Annotated in this window: 7 protein-coding genes, 1 tRNA gene and 3 rRNA genes; 10 read left to right on the plus strand and 1 reads right to left on the minus strand. The window is 40.9% G+C overall.

The window, feature by feature from the left end:
- From LVD47_RS16275 to LVD47_RS16300, 6 genes are all read left to right on the plus strand, one after another.
- Nucleotides 1–71: ribosomal RNA gene (locus LVD47_RS16275) — 16S ribosomal RNA — on the plus strand; the annotation flags it as partial.
- Nucleotides 72–355: 284 nt separating this feature from the next.
- Nucleotides 356–3,247, plus strand: a 23S ribosomal RNA gene (locus LVD47_RS16280).
- A gap of 81 nt (nucleotides 3,248–3,328) precedes the next feature.
- Nucleotides 3,329–3,442, plus strand: a 5S ribosomal RNA gene (gene rrf / locus LVD47_RS16285).
- Between the two features lie 126 nt (nucleotides 3,443–3,568).
- Nucleotides 3,569–3,642: transfer RNA gene (locus LVD47_RS16290), tRNA-Pro, on the plus strand.
- Nucleotides 3,643–3,945: 303 nt separating this feature from the next.
- On the plus strand, nucleotides 3,946–5,493 hold the full coding sequence (locus LVD47_RS16295; protein ID WP_236978827.1) for a hypothetical protein: 1,548 nt from the start codon (nucleotides 3,946–3,948) through the stop codon (nucleotides 5,491–5,493).
- 220 nt (nucleotides 5,494–5,713) lie between these two features.
- Nucleotides 5,714–6,538: an aldo/keto reductase gene (locus LVD47_RS16300; RefSeq protein WP_439652027.1), complete on the plus strand. Its 825-nt coding sequence runs from the start codon at nucleotides 5,714–5,716 to the stop codon at nucleotides 6,536–6,538.
- A gap of 21 nt (nucleotides 6,539–6,559) precedes the next feature.
- Here LVD47_RS16300 and LVD47_RS16305 read toward each other — a convergent pair whose 3' ends face one another.
- Nucleotides 6,560–8,134 (minus strand): alkaline phosphatase D family protein, encoded by a 1,575-nt coding sequence (locus LVD47_RS16305; RefSeq protein ID WP_236978829.1) that lies wholly within the window; start codon nucleotides 8,132–8,134, stop codon nucleotides 6,560–6,562.
- A gap of 486 nt (nucleotides 8,135–8,620) precedes the next feature.
- On the opposite strand from LVD47_RS16305, the gene LVD47_RS16310 reads away from it, so the two are divergent.
- The 4 genes from LVD47_RS16310 (at nucleotide 8,621) to LVD47_RS16325 (ending at nucleotide 17,894) form a co-directional block, all read left to right on the plus strand.
- Entirely contained in the window at nucleotides 8,621–14,863 is a 6,243-nt protein-coding gene (locus tag LVD47_RS16310; protein ID WP_236978830.1) for a CHRD domain-containing protein, read from the plus strand.
- Nucleotides 14,864–15,011: 148 nt separating this feature from the next.
- Nucleotides 15,012–15,506: a gluconokinase gene (locus tag LVD47_RS16315; RefSeq protein WP_236978831.1), complete on the plus strand. Its 495-nt coding sequence runs from the start codon at nucleotides 15,012–15,014 to the stop codon at nucleotides 15,504–15,506.
- Between the two features lie 188 nt (nucleotides 15,507–15,694).
- Nucleotides 15,695–16,960, plus strand: coding sequence for an HmuY family protein (locus LVD47_RS16320; protein ID WP_236978832.1), 1,266 nt, complete (start codon nucleotides 15,695–15,697; stop codon nucleotides 16,958–16,960).
- A 34-nt stretch (nucleotides 16,961–16,994) separates the two neighbouring features.
- On the plus strand, nucleotides 16,995–17,894 hold the full coding sequence (locus LVD47_RS16325) for a heme/hemin ABC transporter substrate-binding protein (RefSeq protein WP_236978833.1): 900 nt from the start codon (nucleotides 16,995–16,997) through the stop codon (nucleotides 17,892–17,894).
- Nucleotide 17,895 lies beyond the last annotated feature (1 nt).

Raw genomic sequence — 17,895 nt, forward strand, 5'->3', positions numbered from 1 at the left:
TAAGACCGGTAACTGGGGCTAAGTCGTAACAAGGTAGCCGTACCGGAAGGTGCGGCTGGAATACCTCTTTTTCGAGTAAGATCTCTTTCTGTTTTACAGAAAATGAGATACATTCTATCCTTTGGCTCAGCAAAATTTTTTCTCCCAATCTTTTTTTTAAAAAAAATAGAAAAATATTTGCAGTTTTAAAAAACTGACGTATATTTGCCGTCCCTTTAGCAATAGTGATTGCGAAGAGGGTCGATAAAAAGATAATTTTTAAAGAGTTCTTTGACAAGTAGGAAAGAGTATAAGCGTTTCAAATTTAATTTGAAAATTTTTTTCAATTTCATTGAAAACTGAATAACTCGAAGAATAGGAAGCAAATAAGGGCGTATGGAGGATGCCTAGGCTCATGAAGGCGACGAAGGACGTGGTAAGCTGCGATAAGCTACGGGGAGATGCACACAATCTTTGATCCGTAGATGTCCGAATAGGGAAACCTGTCATGTTGAAGACATGACGACGCTTTGGCGTTGCTAACCCGGAGAACTGAAACATCTAAGTACCCGGAGGAAGAGAAAACAATAGTGATTTCGCAAGTAGTGGCGAGCGAACGCGAATTAGCCCAAACCGATCTGTTTATCAGGTCGGGGTTGTAGGACTAATATACGATTATAACTAATAAGGAGAATGTTCTGGAAAGTTCAACCATAGAAGGTGATAGTCCTGTATTTATAGTTTAGTTGTAATTAATTAGTATCCTGAGTAGTACGGGACCGGAGAAATCCTGTATGAATCTGCCAGCACCATCTGGTAAGGCTAAATACTTTCATGAGACCGATAGTGAACCAGTACCGTGAGGGAAAGGTGAAAAGAACCCCAAGAAGGGGAGTGAAAAGATCCTGAAACCATACGCTTACAAGCGGTCGGAGTTCTGTATTTATATGGAATGACGGCGTGCCTTTTGCATAATGAGCCTACGAGTTACTCCTCACTAGCCAGTTTAATCCGTTCAGCGGAGTAGGCGTAGCGAAAGCAAGTCTTAACAGGGCGACAGCTAGTGGGGGTAGACGCGAAACCGGGTGATCTACCCATGGGCAGGTTGAAGCTCCGATAGTCTCGGGGTGGAGGACCGAACCAGTAGACGTTGAAAAGTCTTTGGATGACCTGTGGGTAGGGGTGAAAGGCTAATCAAACCCGGAAATAGCTCGTACTCCCCGAAATGCATTTAGGTGCAGCGTTGTGGAGAGTGTCATGGAGGTAGAGCTACCAATAGGGCTAGGGGGCTTCACCGCCTACCAAACCCTGATGAACTCCGAATGCCATGTCACTACAGCAACAGTGAGGCTATGGGTGCTAAGGTCCATAGCCGAGAGGGGAACAACCCAGACCAACAGCTAAGGTCCCTAAGTGTATATTAAGTTGAATCGAACGAGGTGCGGATGCATTGACAGCTAGGATGTTTGCTTGGAAGCAGCAATTCATTTAAAGAGTGCGTAACAGCTCACTAGTCGAGCGTCTGTGCGCGGAAAATAATCGGGCATCAAATATACCACCGAAGCTTTGGATTTATACAATTGTATAAGTGGTAGGGGAGCATTCTACAGATACTGAAGTTGTTTCGCGAGAAATGATGGAGTGTGTAGAAAAGAAAATGTAGGCATGAGTAACGATAAAATGGGTGAGAAACCCATTCGCCGAAAGACTAAGGTTTCCTCGATCTATGCTAATCAGATCAGGGTTAGTCGGGTCCTAAGGTGTAGCCGAAAGGCGTAGCCGATGGCAAACCGGTTAATATTCCGGTACCTGTATATATTGCGATGGGAGGACGAAGTCGCGTAAGACCCGGGCTGTGACGGAATACAGCCTTGAAGTACGTAGGTGTTGATCTAGTAGGCAAATCCGCTAGTGAACTGAAATACGATAGTACACCAAACCCTCTGGGTGAGGTGATAGTGGTCCCAAGCATACTTCCAAGAAAAGTCTCTAAGCTTCAGATATATACAGCCCGTACCATAAACCGACACAGGTAGTCGAGATGAGTATTCTAAGGCGCTCGAGTGATTCGTGGTTAAGGAACTAGGCAAATTAGCCCCGTAACTTCGGGAGAAGGGGCGCTCTTGTTTTTAATTAGAGCCGCAGTGAATAGGCCCAGGCGACTGTTTAGCAAAAACACAGGACTCTGCAAAATCGTAAGACGATGTATAGGGTCTGACACCTGCCCGGTGCTGGAAGGTTAAGGAAGGATGTTAGTCTTCGGACAAAGCATTTGACTGAAGCCCCAGTAAACGGCGGCCGTAACTATAACGGTCCTAAGGTAGCGAAATTCCTTGTCGGGTAAGTTCCGACCTGCACGAATGGTGCAACGATCTGGGCACTGTCTCAACCACGAGCTCGGTGAAATTGAAGTATCGGTGAAGATGCCGATTACCCGCAACGGGACGAAAAGACCCCGTGAACCTTTACTACAACTTCACATTGGTCTAGGATATAGAATGTGCAGGATAGGTGGGAGACTGCGAAGTGGCCGCGCTAGTGGCTGTGGAGTCGCCCTTGAAATACCACCCTTTCTATATCTTGGTTCTAACCTTGTAAAAGCAGGGGACATTGTGTGGTGGGTAGTTTGACTGGGGTGGTCGCCTCCTAAAAAGTAACGGAGGCTCGCAAAGGTGCCCTCAGTACCGTTGGTAATGGTACGAAGAGCGTATTAGTATAAGGGCGCTTGACTGTGAGAGAGACATCTCGAACAGGTGCGAAAGCAGGCTAAAGTGATCCGGTGATCCCTCATGGATGGGTCATCGCTCAAAGGATAAAAGGTACTCCGGGGATAACAGGCTGATCTCCCCCAAGAGCTCATATCGACGGGGAGGTTTGGCACCTCGATGTCGGCTCGTCGCATCCTGGGGCTGGAGAAGGTCCCAAGGGTTGGGCTGTTCGCCCATTAAAGCGGCACGCGAGCTGGGTTCAGAACGTCGCAAGACAGTTCGGTCTCTATCTGTTGTGGGCGCAGGAATATTGAAGAGGTCTGACTCTAGTACGAGAGGACCGAGTTGGACGTACCTCTAGTGTACCTGTTGTGACGCCAGTCGCATTGCAGGGTAGCTATGTACGGAATGGATAAGCACTGAAAGCATCTAAGTGCGAAGCCATCTCTAAGATGAGTATTCCTTTAGGGTCGTAGTAGACGACTACGTTGATAGGCTATAGGTGGAAGTGCAGTGATGTATGGAGCCAAGTAGTACTAATTACCCGAACGCTTCCTTTTTTTTATATTTATTCTACTCTTTCCTCTTGTTTTTTTAATGAATTCAAGAAATATATATACACAAATGGTGTATTAAGATCTTTAGGTGGTTTTAGCGAAGGGGTCCCACCTCTTACCATTCCGAACAGAGAAGTTAAGCCTTTCAGCGCTGATGGTACTGCCCTATATGGGTGGGAGAGTAGGTCGCCGCCTTTTTTTTTACTTTTAAGCCTAAACAGTAGTCAATCTGTTTAGGCTTTTTTTTTGTCTAATAACCATTGCTTTTTACTGTTTAAATTATACTTTTTACAATATCAACTGTATATTTGCAATCCTTATATTCGGGATGTGGCGCAGGCCGGTAGCGCACACGGCTGGGGGTCGTGGGGTCGCTGGTTCGAATCCAGTCATCCCGACAAAGCCCATCTAAGTTCTTTGAACATAGGTGGGCTTTTACTTTTTATGTAGTATAAATGGATACTCCATTGGAGCAATTTTAAAAGGTGAATTTTTTCCCTTCCTCAGTGAAATCCTTTTCTTGCTTTAAGAAGACAAGGTGAAATTGTATTCATGAGAAGGTTAAATATTTTGCCTTAGTTGACCAATGTGTTTGGTAATACAAGTTTTTAGCTATCTTTTCTTTCATCTTGGTTTTATATTTATTAAAATCATATTTCAGAGTAGGACTTATTCCTGATTAAGGGTTGTAAAAGTTGGAAATGATAAATAAATCAAAACGCTGGTTCATTTTGGTTCCGATAGTAGTTGTAGTATCTCTAATCTGCCTACATTTTTGGATAAAGAATAGGATTGTAATTTTTCTGGATGAAATAAGGGCTCCTGCTATTATCCTTGATTATGATGATTTGTCAATTAATTTGTTTACAGGTAGTGTTTTTCTAAATAATCTTAATATTGAAATTCTGGATGATTCTTTAAAATTTATCCAATTAAGTTTGTTCAGTAAACAAATGAAGGTAAAGGGCTTCCGATATGGATCCTATCTTACTACGGGACATATAGATTTTGATGAATGGTATTTTGAGGAACCAATTTTCATAAAGTATGAAGATATTGTTTCTACTGGTATGACTATATCAGATAGTAAAGTAAACTTTGATTCAATCCCATTTACCCTGAAAGCATTAAATTTGGATAATGGTATTGTACAGTTGGTGAAAGGAGGAAAGGATAGTGTTCAAATGGAAGTAAATGATCTCAATATTTCAATATTTAATATAAAAGGGAATTTGAAAGAACTTATAAAAGGAGTACCTGCTCAATATTCCGAAATTGAGTGTACCACTGGTTATTCTTTTTATAATTTTAGCCCCAATAAACATATAGGTATTGATAGTTTATCATACCGAGAGGGAAGAATTACTGTGCATACTCTTGATTATATTTCAAATAATAATAATTCGGGTTTATCCAAGGTATTGGAGGATGAACGGAATCAGATATTGTTTTCAATACCCAATATGAGTATTGAAAACTTTCAAGTAAATTTAGTTAACAATTCATTCAAAGCTGAAGGTGATAAATGGAGCATAAATCATGCTTCACTTAGTATGTTGAGAAATCAGAATGTTTCTGACAAAAAAGAACCAGTTGATCTTCATATTACACTACTTCGAAATTTGCCCATCCAAATTGACATCGATTCCGTTTATATTTCTGAAGGATTTATTGAGTATAGTGAAACAGATAGCCTGGGTAATAATGAAAACAGGCTTTATTTTGAGAACGTAAACGGTGATATTAATAATCTTTCAAATACAGTTGCCAATAATGAGGAAACGACCATATCTGCAAGTTCAAATTTTATGGGACATGCGGATATCCGGTTGTACTGGAATTTTTATGTCAATAATCCAAATGATGAGTTTTCAGCTGAGGGATCTGTATTTAATTTCCGCGGTGAAAGTATAAATTCGTTTTTGGAACCAGATTTTAAGATTAGGGGGTATTTGTCTGAAATGTATTTTGATTTAAACGGTGACATGTTTACATCTTCAGGAAATATTAAAATGAAATATGAAGATTTTGAATTTTTGGTTTTAAAAAGAGATGGTTTTCGGGTAAATTCAATTATATCCAATTTGGGGAAATTATTTATTAGTAAGAATTCATCCGTTGACAGCCTTGGTTACCGGCATGGGAATATGGATATTGTAAGAGACCCTACTCATTCTTTTTTTGAATATTTATGGGATAATATTGAGGATGGGATTATTAATACGATTGTGGGCAATGGAAAGGAATGAATTATACCTGTTATTGAATGATAGTTAGTTTCAAAAGGGGGTTCTTGGTTTGGTATGATCCTGCATTAATTTTGTATATTCAATAGTTATGAAGATTAGTACTACTCGCAGGGATGTAATAAAGATAATGGGACTTGCAGGGTTAAATATTGCTGCCTTACAATCTACTTTATCCACCTATTTTATGGAAACTATTCTTGATAATGCGTATTCAGAGAGTATACTGAATCGTACCATCCCTTCTTCCAACGAACGAATTCCTGCAGTAGGTTTGGGTACCTGGCAGCAATTTGATGTGGGAAAATCAGCATCTGATAGGGACCCTCTGTTTCAGGTACTACAAACCATGTATAAAAAGGGTGGAAAAGTAATCGATAGTTCCCCTATGTATGGACGCGCGGAAAAAGTAGTGGGAGAATTAACGCAAAGATCAGGGTATCCCGATCATTATTTTTATGCAACAAAAGTATGGACCCGTGGAAAACAATCAGGTATTGAACAGATTACTCAATCTTTTTCCAGAATGAATAGAGAGGTAATTGATCTTATGCAAATTCACAATCTGGTGGATTGGAAAGTACATCTTGATACTCTATTGAATTGGAAAGAAGATGGAAAAATCAGATATATTGGAGTTACGCATTATACCAATTCTTCACACAGGCAACTTCAAGAAATTGTCCGTTCCCAACCAATTGATTTTGTGCAGTTCAATTACTCGATTCGAGATCGTAATGCGGAAAAATTTTTACTGGAGGCTTGTCAGGATTCGGGGGTTGCCGTGATTATTAATAGCCCGTATGAAGGAGGTTCTTTGTTTGGACATGTTAAAGATAAACCCTTACCCCAATGGTCAAAAGAATACGGAATCAATAGTTGGGGGCAGTATTTTCTAAAATTTATTTTGGGGCACCCGGCTGTAACATGCGTCATACCCGGTACTTCCAATCCCCGACATGCTCTGGATAATCTGGGAGCTGGCTTTGGGTTATTGCCGGACAGAGATGAAAGGGAAAAAATGGTTAATTACTTTTATTCATTGTGATCCTGTCAGGATTTTATACTGCTATAATTGTACGGCTCCTGCTATCCCATTATTTACTACAAAGGTTGCGCGGGTCTTAACAGGCGCATTGGGTTTGGACACAAATGGTACTACCTTGAAATCGGTCCGCATTTCATCATGGGTTAGCTTACATCGTACATATCCCCTTTGTGCATTATAAAATTTAACATGAGCATTTTCATTCATAATTTTCTCCCCGGCTTCGTTTATTTCCATTCCGTCCCCTCCTGATGTAATACTTGTGCCCATAAATTCGGTTCCCAAAATCCGGGATTGAGGATCATTAAAATCAGTGAGTAAATCGTTGACCCAGTTTTTGTGGGAATCACCTGTCAGTACCACAAAATTGGAAACATCGTGGTAACGGATAGTATCCCATAATCTTTCTCTTGTACCAACATATCCACTCCACTTATCCATATTATATTGGACTTTTGATTCTATTTTCCTCCCTACTTCCGCAATTTGTACTTGTTGCGCGAGTATGTTCCATCGGGACGAAGAACGACTTAAGTTTTCAAAAAGCCAATTTTCCTGATTAAACCCAAGCATTGTGCGTCTGGGATCCATCCTTTCTCCACATCCTGCTTTCCAACCATCCTGGCATGCAAAGTTTGTACGAAACTGTCTGGTATCCAAAACACTGAATTCTGCCAGGTTACCAAAATTAAACCTTCGGTACAATTGGATATTCATATCCATTGGAATGGCACTCTTTCTAAGAGGCATATGTTCATAATATGCCTGAAACGCTGCAGATCTTCGGGTAAGGAATGTATCATTATTTTCATAAGGAGGGCCTTCACCGCCCCAATTATTTTTTACTTCGTGATCATCAGGAGTTACAATCCAGGGAAATGCTGCATGTGCGGCTTTAAGGGATGGGTCACTTTTATATTGACCATATCTGATCCTGTAGTCTTCAAGAGATGTGGTTTCTTTTTGTGGTAGATGGCTTCTAAAATTCGTATTACTACCACCCTCATATATATAATCGCCAAGAAAAAATACTACGTCAAGATCTTCTTTTATCATATGATCATATGCTGTATAGAATCCGCTTTGATAGTTTTGACAGGACGCAAATGCAAAGTTTAATTCTTTTAAATCTGCGTTATAAGGCGGTGCAGTTTTTGTTTTTCCAACTGGACTCGTTTGGCCTTTCGCTTTGAAGCGATAAAAATAGTGATTGGATGGTTCCAGGCCAAATACTTCCACGTGAACGGAGTGTCCCAATTCAGGGACGGCTATAAAATTTCCTGATACAAGGATAGAATCAAAAGATTTATCTGTAGAAATATCCCACCTAACTTCTACCTCTTCTGCTGGCATCCCACCCCCTTCTAACGGTTTAGGAGCCAGTCGAGTCCATATTACTACGCTGCTAGGAAGTGGATCCCCAGAAGCAACACCTAATGAAAATATTTCGTCGAATGTATCTGCTGAAGACTGTATAAATGGGAAAGGACCGATCAATCCCATTCCCGATATTGCAGCTGAAGTTTTCTGGATAAAATTTCTTCGATTTAATAATTTGGATTTTCCTCGTTTTGTAGTAGCAATTTTTTTTATCATATCAGCATATTATACATTGTAATAAACGTTCTCTTATATCCCGATTTCATAATGGAATATTAATTTAACCTGAATCCGAAATTTTTAGGATTCAGATCACTAGAGAACAGGAAGGAGATGGCCTTCTTCAAGTAGTTAATCCATATTCCCAATTCAAAAGCCTGGATTGGCAAGATGAATTTACTGCGTTCCATCCTTTTGTGTTTGCCCGAAAAACTTTATCAAACTGTCTTGTATATTCCTCTTCCACTTCCTCTGAACTTATAACCATTCGTCAAACTCAGGTTAATTTAAGGATAATAATATTGTGAGCACACTTCGTTGGCTATAATCTTTGAATTCTAGCTTTAAATAGAGGTAATATTGGTTTTTTTTTAAAACATTTTTTGAAAAAATACCATTTTTCGAAATCCATATAAATACCTATTACGTAGGTGTGATGTCTTTTAATTGACAGAATATCTTTTAATCAAAAAATATTTACTTATGAAGCATCTACACCTAATTTTTTATTCGCTTATTATTTTAAGTGGATTTTCACCTGGAGTACTCTTTGGAGAGTCACCACCAGATGGAGAACCTACAATGAATTTTCAAAACCCGATGGCCGATGTAAATGACCCTGTCTCCCAGGTATTCGTGTCTTCAAATACCATGTCAAGGGTTGGAATTTATTCCATTCTTACGGACGAATCAATTTTTAAATGGGGTTTTAAAAATTTTGCCGACGACGCAGATGGAATTTATTATGATGCCAAAAATGATGCGATTTATCAGTTAAATAGGTCTGAAAATGTCATTGACGCCTATAGTAATGTAAATGAAAGTTTCCAAAATGGAGACTTACCTCCAAGGCTGACTTCCCGGTCATTCTCTCGATTCGAAAACGGTAGAGAAGTAGCCGTCTACAATAATCGTATGGTTATAGCACAGGACGCTTCTCCTGCTAACGGAGATGAAAATGAATTGGTAATCTATAGCGTAAAGCCAAGGGGAATTGGTTATGAAAAAACTTATTCCGTGGATATTAATTTATGGGGAATTACATTGGACAGAAATGATTTATACGCTGTTGTAGACAATTCTAATAAAATTGCATTTTTTAAAAGTATTTTCAATAATAGAGACCGTAGTAATGTAGACCCCGATGAAATATATGAGGTGCAGGGCTTGACCCGGACGCATGGGATAACCTATTATGAGAAAGAAGACTTGATGATCCTGACAGATATTGGTGATGCTGGAAGTGCAAATGATGGAGGATTGATTATAATCCATAACTTTAGTTCTGCAAGCAATGATAATTATATCTCAAGAGATGAACAGATTAGAATTTACGGAAATAATACTCATCTTGGGAATCCGGTTGATGTGGCATATGACCCTGCCTTCAATATGATATATGTGGCAGAAAGAGCCAATAAAGGAGGTCAATTTTTAGGGTTTGAAATGCCCACCAATTCGGGTAATTTTGCTCCAGGTTATGACGATTTATTTCCAGGAGCTTCTTCAGTAAACCTTCATTCATTTGCTGGTGATTTAGTCTTGCCAGAAGAGCGAACAGGTCAACTTTTTGTTTCTTCCAATACCCAGCCTATCATTAATGTTCTCAATGTTTCTAATTGGAATAATATTAAAGCAAGGAAAATGAAAAGCCAGGCAATGGATGCCGATGGTATTTATTTTGATTGGGAGGAAGACTTATTATACCAATTAAATAGAACTGAAAATGTAGTTAATACCTATTCAGATGTAAATAAAATGTTGGATTTTAATAAAGATCCTGTTCTTGAATATACCTCTTCATCCGATTTTGTCAACGGAAGAGAGATTGCCGCTTCAAATGATCGTATGGTGGTTGCTCAGGATGCTAGTGATGCAAATGAAAGCCAAAACGCATTAATTATCTACTCCATCTCTTCAGGTCAATTAAGTTTTGATCAAAAATTTAACGTAAGTGAAAACCTTTGGGGAATCCACTTAGCAGATGCTGACCTTTGGGCTATTGAAGATAACTCCAATAGGTTATTGCAATTTAGAAATATATTTGCACAGTCAGGAGATTCTATCAGTCCATCAAATGTATATGAAATCGAAGGTATCGTTCGAACTCATGGAATCAGCTACAGTGCTGCTTCAGATGCAATGTTCCTGACGGATGTGGGTGATGCTGGAAGTGACTCAGATGGAGCCTTTGTGATTATTTATAATTTTTCTAGTGCTGCTCAGGATGGCGTGATTTCACTGGATGAACAAATGAGAGTGGAAGGCGACGAAACCCAATTGGGTAATCCGGTAGACATCGCTTTTGATGCTGTAAATCAAATGATATATATCGCTGAAAGGGCCAACCAGGGAGGCCAAATTTTAGGATTCAGAACTCCAAATACCTCAGGGAATTCTGCTCCGGTCTACTCGAAAAAGTTTGCGGGAGCATCTGCGGTATATTTTGCTGGAGAAGATCAAGAGGTCGAAGCTCCGGCTAAAATCTCTCAGTTTTTTGTTTCTTCCAACACAGAAGGGACGGTTGGTACATTCGATGTGTTTAATAATAACATGTTGGAAATGAATAGTTTCAAAGTAAAGGGCGATGACGCAGATGGACTATATTTCAATAGGAGCCAAGATGCATTGTATCAAATTAATAGATCAGCAAATAGATTGGTAGCCTATAGTGACATTAACAAAAGTTTGGATGAAGGTAAAAACCCCAGATATACAGGACATTCATTAAAGGATTTTACCAATGGACGTGGATTGGCTTCACATAGTGACAGGTTGGTAGTGGCACAGGATGCCAGTGCCGAAAATAATTTTGAAAATAAACTCTATATTTATGTTGTAAGTCCTACCACGTTTGGGCTATTTAAAACGTATGATGTTGACTTTAATGTCTGGGGAATTACACTGGACGGTCCTCATATGTATGCTGTGGAAGATAATTCCAATAAAATTGCATACATTAAAAATTTCTTTAATTACAGGGAAGGTAAAGTAGAGCCAACCGAAGAATATATCATTGAAGACCTGGTTCGGACACATGGTATTACTTATGATTCTCAATCAGATGTAATGGTTCTTACAGATATAGGAAGCGCTGCAAGTGATTCGGATGGAGCGCTGGTGATAATACATAATTTTAAACAAGCTTCGGCAGATAATATTATCCGTACAGGTGAACAAATCAGGATCTCTGGTTCCAAAACTCATTTAGGTAATCCGGTTGATGTAGCTTTTGACCCAGAAGAAAATGAAATTTATGTGGCTGAAAGAGCAAAATCAGGTGGCTTAGTGTTAGCATTTGATGTACCTGAAAGCTCAGGGAATTTTGCTCCATACTATTCGAAAGAGTTTCCAGGCGCATCTTCAATTGATCGTGCAGGAGTTCCTCAGGAAATGGAGGAGCCGCGTAACCAACCAGAGATAGTAGTAGAAGATCCGGGATTTGGCAGTGACATACTGGTCACATCCCGGTTGACAGGTGGCGCGGAAGTACCGTCGGTAGAGACGGATGCAGTAGGCGTTGCGACGGTCCATTTCAATGAAGACCGCACCATGGGAACGATCAATGTGACGGTAAGTGGATTGAGTAGTTCTTTTGCAGGTGCGCATATACACGAAGCACCTTCGGGAGAGAACGGCGATGTATTGATCAATATGAGCGACAGTTATACGAACGGCCGGATTACGCAGAGTTTTGAGATTACGGACAGTTTGATGACGAAGTTGTTGGAAGGCCACTTGTATGTGAACGTACATACGGAGAATAATCCGGGTGGAGAATTGCGTGGGCAATTATCGCTGGAAGCACCGCACAGTTATACGGGTTGGATGAGCGGTTCTTCTGAAGTACCGTCGGTAGAAGCGGATGCGAGCGGACTGGTAACGGCGCACTATACACCGAACACGAACATATTGGAATTGAATGCACAGTGGAGCGGATTAACCGGTCCGATTACGGGTGCGCACTTGCACATGGGTTCAGCGGGAGAGAACGGTGATGTTGTAGAGAACCTGACGGATTTGGTGATCGGAGAGTCGATCAAGATCAAGATAGAAGCAGGAGATTATATAGAAGCGTTGAACGCAGGCGAGATCTACTTGAATGTACATACGGAAGCGAACCCTGGCGGAGAGATCCGAGCGCAGTTAGCACCGACGCATGGGGTAGTGATAGATACGTGGATGACAGGCGGTCAGGAAGCCCCCTCGGCGGATAACAACGGGATAGGCTTAGGGTTGTTTGTACTGGATTCGGAACTGGAGACGGTAGATTACTGGGTACAGACCTCGTCATTGACGGGCCCGATTACGGGAGCACATATTCACTCAGGAGAGTTAGGAGTATCAGGAGATGTGGTATTGAACCTGACGGACGGTATAGACGGCTGGACGATCCAGGGAGAAGACGCATCAGTAAGTGCGGATTTGGTAAATACGATGTTGTCGGGAGACAATTACATCAATGTACACACGGAGGCCTTTCCGGCTGGCGAGGTTCGAGGTCAATTGTACCGGTTGGCTCGAGACGGGTATGCCTTTAATATATGCCCGGACCAGCAGGTGAATGCACCGGTAATGGCTGATTCGGTGAGTGGCTCGGGAATATTTGCCTTCAACCGCGGGATGGACGAAGCGCATTTGATGGTAGTATCGAATGAATTGAGTTCGGATTTTGCAGGATCGCACATACACAATGGGGTGATGGGCGAAGACGGAGATGTGATTTTAAACTTCAGTGATGCATTTATGAACAACGGGGCATTTTTATACTTCACGGATTCGAGTGCCACGCCAATGACCTCGGAGTTTGCAGAGTTGGTTCGAATGGGCGAGACGTATGTGAATATCCATACGGAGAATAACCCCGGCGGTGAATTACGCGGACAGATTATCAAGGAGTTATTGGAATGCGGAGTCGGAGTGGATACGGTGAACCAACCAGAGATAGTAGTAGAAGATCCGGGATTTGGCAGTGACATACTGGTCACATCCCGGTTGACAGGTGGCGCGGAAGTACCGTCGGTAGAGACGGATGCAGTAGGCGTTGCGACGGTCCATTTCAATGAAGACCGCACCATGGGAACGATCAATGTGACGGTAAGTGGATTGAGTAGTTCTTTTGCAGGTGCGCATATACACGAAGCACCTTCGGGAGAGAACGGCGATGTATTGATCAATATGAGCGACAGTTATACGAACGGCCGGATTACGCAGAGTTTTGAGATTACGGACAGTTTGATGACGAAGTTGTTGGAAGGCCACTTGTATGTGAACGTACATACGGAGAATAATCCGGGTGGAGAATTGCGTGGGCAATTATCGCTGGAAGCACCGCACAGTTATACGGGTTGGATGAGCGGTTCTTCTGAAGTACCGTCGGTAGAAGCGGATGCGAGCGGACTGGTAACGGCGCACTATACACCGAACACGAACATATTGGAATTGAATGCACAGTGGAGCGGATTAACCGGTCCGATTACGGGTGCGCACTTGCACATGGGTTCAGCGGGAGAGAACGGTGATGTTGTAGAGAACCTGACGGATTTGGTGATCGGAGAGTCGATCAAGATCAAGATAGAAGCAGGAGATTATATAGAAGCGTTGAACGCAGGCGAGATCTACTTGAATGTACATACGGAAGCGAACCCTGGCGGAGAGATCCGAGCGCAGTTAGCACCGACGCATGGGGTAGTGATAGATACGTGGATGACAGGCGGTCAGGAAGCCCCCTCGGCGGATAACAACGGGATAGGCTTAGGGTTGTTTGTACTGGATTCGGAACTGGAGACGGTAGATTACTGGGTACAGACCTCGTCATTGACGGGCCCGATTACGGGAGCACATATTCACTCAGGAGAGTTAGGAGTATCAGGAGATGTGGTATTGAACCTGACGGACGGTATAGACGGCTGGACGATCCAGGGAGAAGACGCATCAGTAAGTGCGGATTTGGTAAATACGATGTTGTCGGGAGACAATTACATCAATGTACACACGGAGGCCTTTCCGGCTGGCGAGGTTCGAGGTCAATTGTACCGGTTGGCTCGAGACGGGTATGCCTTTAATATATGCCCGGACCAGCAGGTGAATGCACCGGTAATGGCTGATTCGGTGAGTGGCTCGGGAATATTTGCCTTCAACCGCGGGATGGACGAAGCGCATTTGATGGTAGTATCGAATGAATTGAGTTCGGATTTTGCAGGATCGCACATACACAATGGGGTGATGGGCGAAGACGGAGATGTGATTTTAAACTTCAGTGATGCATTTATGAACAACGGGGCATTTTTATACTTCACGGATTCGAGTGCCACGCCAATGACCTCGGAGTTTGCAGAGTTGGTTCGAATGGGCGAGACGTATGTGAATATCCATACGGAGAATAACCCCGGCGGTGAATTACGCGGACAGATTATCAAGGAGTTATTGGAATGCGGATTCGGAGTGGATTCAACCGGACTAAAACCTGTACCTGATGAAGTTGAGGTATCAGTATTTCCAAATCCTGTAGCAAATTATGTTTCTTTGGAATTTCCAACATTAAGCCCTCAGGAAATAAGCTCACTTAGGGTCTCAATTATCAATTACCAGGGAGATGTTGTTAGACAAATTAATAATGCATCTGATGTAGATTATATTGATGTTAGCAGTTTGTCATCAGGAATTTATTTCGTTCGAGTAATCGGAAGGGATGGAGTACATTCTAAAAAATTCCTGAAAAAATAGTCCCTGGAATGGAGCTATAGTAGATGTTTAGCTTTTTATTAAGCTTTTAACCCACTTTTCATTGATTTGGAAAGTGGGTTTTTTGTTACGTATATTGTAATTTTATTTTCAATTTGCATGTAATAATTTTAATTAATTGTAGGCTAGTATGAGCGGTATTATAATGTATATCATGGGTGTATCTGGCAGTGGGAAGACTACAATTGGTAAAATGATTGCAGAAAAGTTCAATTGTTCCTTTTATGATGGTGACCACTTCCATCCTGTAGCCAATGTTCAAAAGATGACTTCCGGTAAGCCTCTCACCGATGAAGATCGGTATGGTTGGCTAGTGAATATTAACACCTTTGTAAAGAAGAAAATTGAAAGAGAAAATGTTGTTTTTGCGTGTTCAGCACTAAAAGCTTCTTACCGCGAGATTTTAATTAGCGGTATTCCTAGAGATTGTTTTCAATGGGTGTGGTTGAAGTGTGACTATACTACAATTTACCAAAGGATGCAATCCAGGGAGCACTTTATGCCTCCTTCACTATTGAGATCACAATTTGATCTTTTAGAAATTCCTGAAAATTGTTGGATTGTTGATACCAGTGAATCACTAGGGGGTATAAAGCAACAATTAGATCAATTCCTTTTAAAATAATTTTTATTGTGGGGTGAATTGACGCCCGGTATTTGAGAAAAGACACCTGGCCGTATTATCAAAATTCATATGTTAAAAGTTTGTACGCAAAAGAGTTGCAGGTATTTTTTTATCCCATCTTTTTTGTGGAATGAAGTTTTGTTATATATTTGTATTTAATAAGACTTAGTCCAAATAAACTTAATTATATGAATACGAATATTTACACTTTATTTTTGCTACTATGTACATGGCCTGTATTTTCCCAGGAAATTGAGCAAATCGATCAGGGAACCAACTATACACAAACAGTTTATTATGACCTGGCTTCAGGTGAAAAGACTGCTGTTGATTATACTCAATGGGATATTGCATTTTCCGTTGCCAATCGCAGTGTTGGTGTTCTGATCAATGAATCTGTTAGTGGAGCAGATGATGCCACAGCGGTAAGCCTTTATAGTATTGACACATTGGATTTTGCAGGAGCTGACACTACAATGATCTCGGATACTCTATTCAATAGTAGTGTATCATGGGGCCAGGGGGCTTTTAATGAAGCTGCTGATACATCTGATGTTTTTGACTTTGGTTGGGGACTTTACAGTCCCTCGAACCATATACTAACAGGTAACCGAGTTTTTATTGTAAAACTAAGGTCAGGGGTGTACAAAAAATTGCTGATTAATGAATATAGCAATAGTCAATATAAATTTACATATGCTGACCTTGATGGAGAAAATGAGGTCATAGATAGTGTAGCGTCATCTGACTATATGGGCAAGACATTGGCATATTATTCTTTGGAAGATCAGGCGGCTTTGGATGTAGAACCCGAAGAATGGGATTTACAATTTACGAGATATGTTACTCCGTTAGTTGCTGGTCCAGGGATCATATTACAGTACAGTGTTACCGGAGTTTTGATTAATGCAGGGGTTGAGGTTGCTGAAGCGCAGGGAGTAGATCCTGAGACTGTATCTTTTGATAGCTATGCAGATAGTTTATCTACAGATCTTGAAACCATTGGTTATGATTGGAAATCATATGATTTCAATGCCGGAGCTTATTCTGTTCCTGAGGATCTGGTCTATTTTGTAAAGACTGCAAATGATAGCATTTGGAAAATTCAATTCCTGGACTTTGATAACACTACTGGTACATCGACTTTTGAGAAGACTTTTATTGAAGTCTTAGCTAATAATGCTTTGGTACCATCGTTTGTGAAATCCACAAATTTGTTTCCAAATCCTATCAGGGGTGGACAATTGACATTAGAATTTGATTCAAAAAGAACTATACACAATGCAACAGTATCAATATACAATTCGGTTGGTCAGAATTTAAGTAATCAGGTAGTACAAATCAGACAAGGACCAAATCGTATCACGACTGAAGTCAATAGTGGATCGGGTATGCATTATTTAATGGTAAGAATGGGAGAAAGTGTTCTTACCAAACCTTTTGTTGTTAAATAGTAAAGCTGTGATTTTAAATCGAAACCATTTGAATATGAGAATAAAATTATTGGCTTTAGCGGGGATGATTCTTTTACTTACCTATTGCCAGCCTTCAGGCAGTTCTGGTGGAGAGAGTACAGATGTGGTAGGGTTGGATAAGGAGGAAGATTTGCGAATCGTATCTTTGAGTGGTTTTCTCACAGAATTATTATTTGAACTTGGGTATGGTGATAAGATAGTAGGTATTGATGTGACCAGTACATATCCCCCGGAAGCAAATCAAATTGAAAAGCTAGGCCATATAAGTCAGTTGAATGCTGAAGGGATACTGGGATTAAACCCGGATGTGATTTTTATGGAAGAGGATCAAATAAAACAGAGTGATATTTTCAGTCAACTAGAAAATTCAACGATAGAAATTGTTTCTGTAAAGACCAAGTATACGTTAATGAATGCTGTGCATGTAGCAGAAAAAATAAAAGAGTTTATCCCCATTGATGAAAAGGAGATAAATGAACTAAGAAAAGAGTTGATATCAGATAGCACGGCATTGAGTGAATACCTAATCAATGAGCAGAATAAACCTTCTATACTGTTTATTTATGCCAGGGGCGGGGGGAATTTGATGGTGGCTGGAGAAAATACTTCAGCCCAGGCGATTATTGAATTAGCCGGAGGTGAGAATGCCATCACGTCTTTTGAAAATTTCCGGGCTTTATCTCCCGAGGCTTTGTTAGAGGCTTCTCCTGAAGTCATCCTTATGTTTGATTCCGGGCTCGCCAGTCTCAATGGAAAAGAAGGGCTTTCCAAGGTTCCGGGTATTTCCCAGACACCTGCATATCAAAATGATCGGGTAGTCACCATGGATGGCCATTATCTTACCGGATTCGGCCCCAGGGTGGGGAAGGCGGCACTGGAGTTAGCTAAAAAGATAAATACAAAAGAACTTTAAA

The sequence above is a fragment of the Membranihabitans maritimus genome (assembly GCF_021729145.1).
In the GTDB taxonomy this organism is placed as follows: domain Bacteria; phylum Bacteroidota; class Bacteroidia; order Chitinophagales; family Saprospiraceae; genus Membranihabitans; species Membranihabitans maritimus.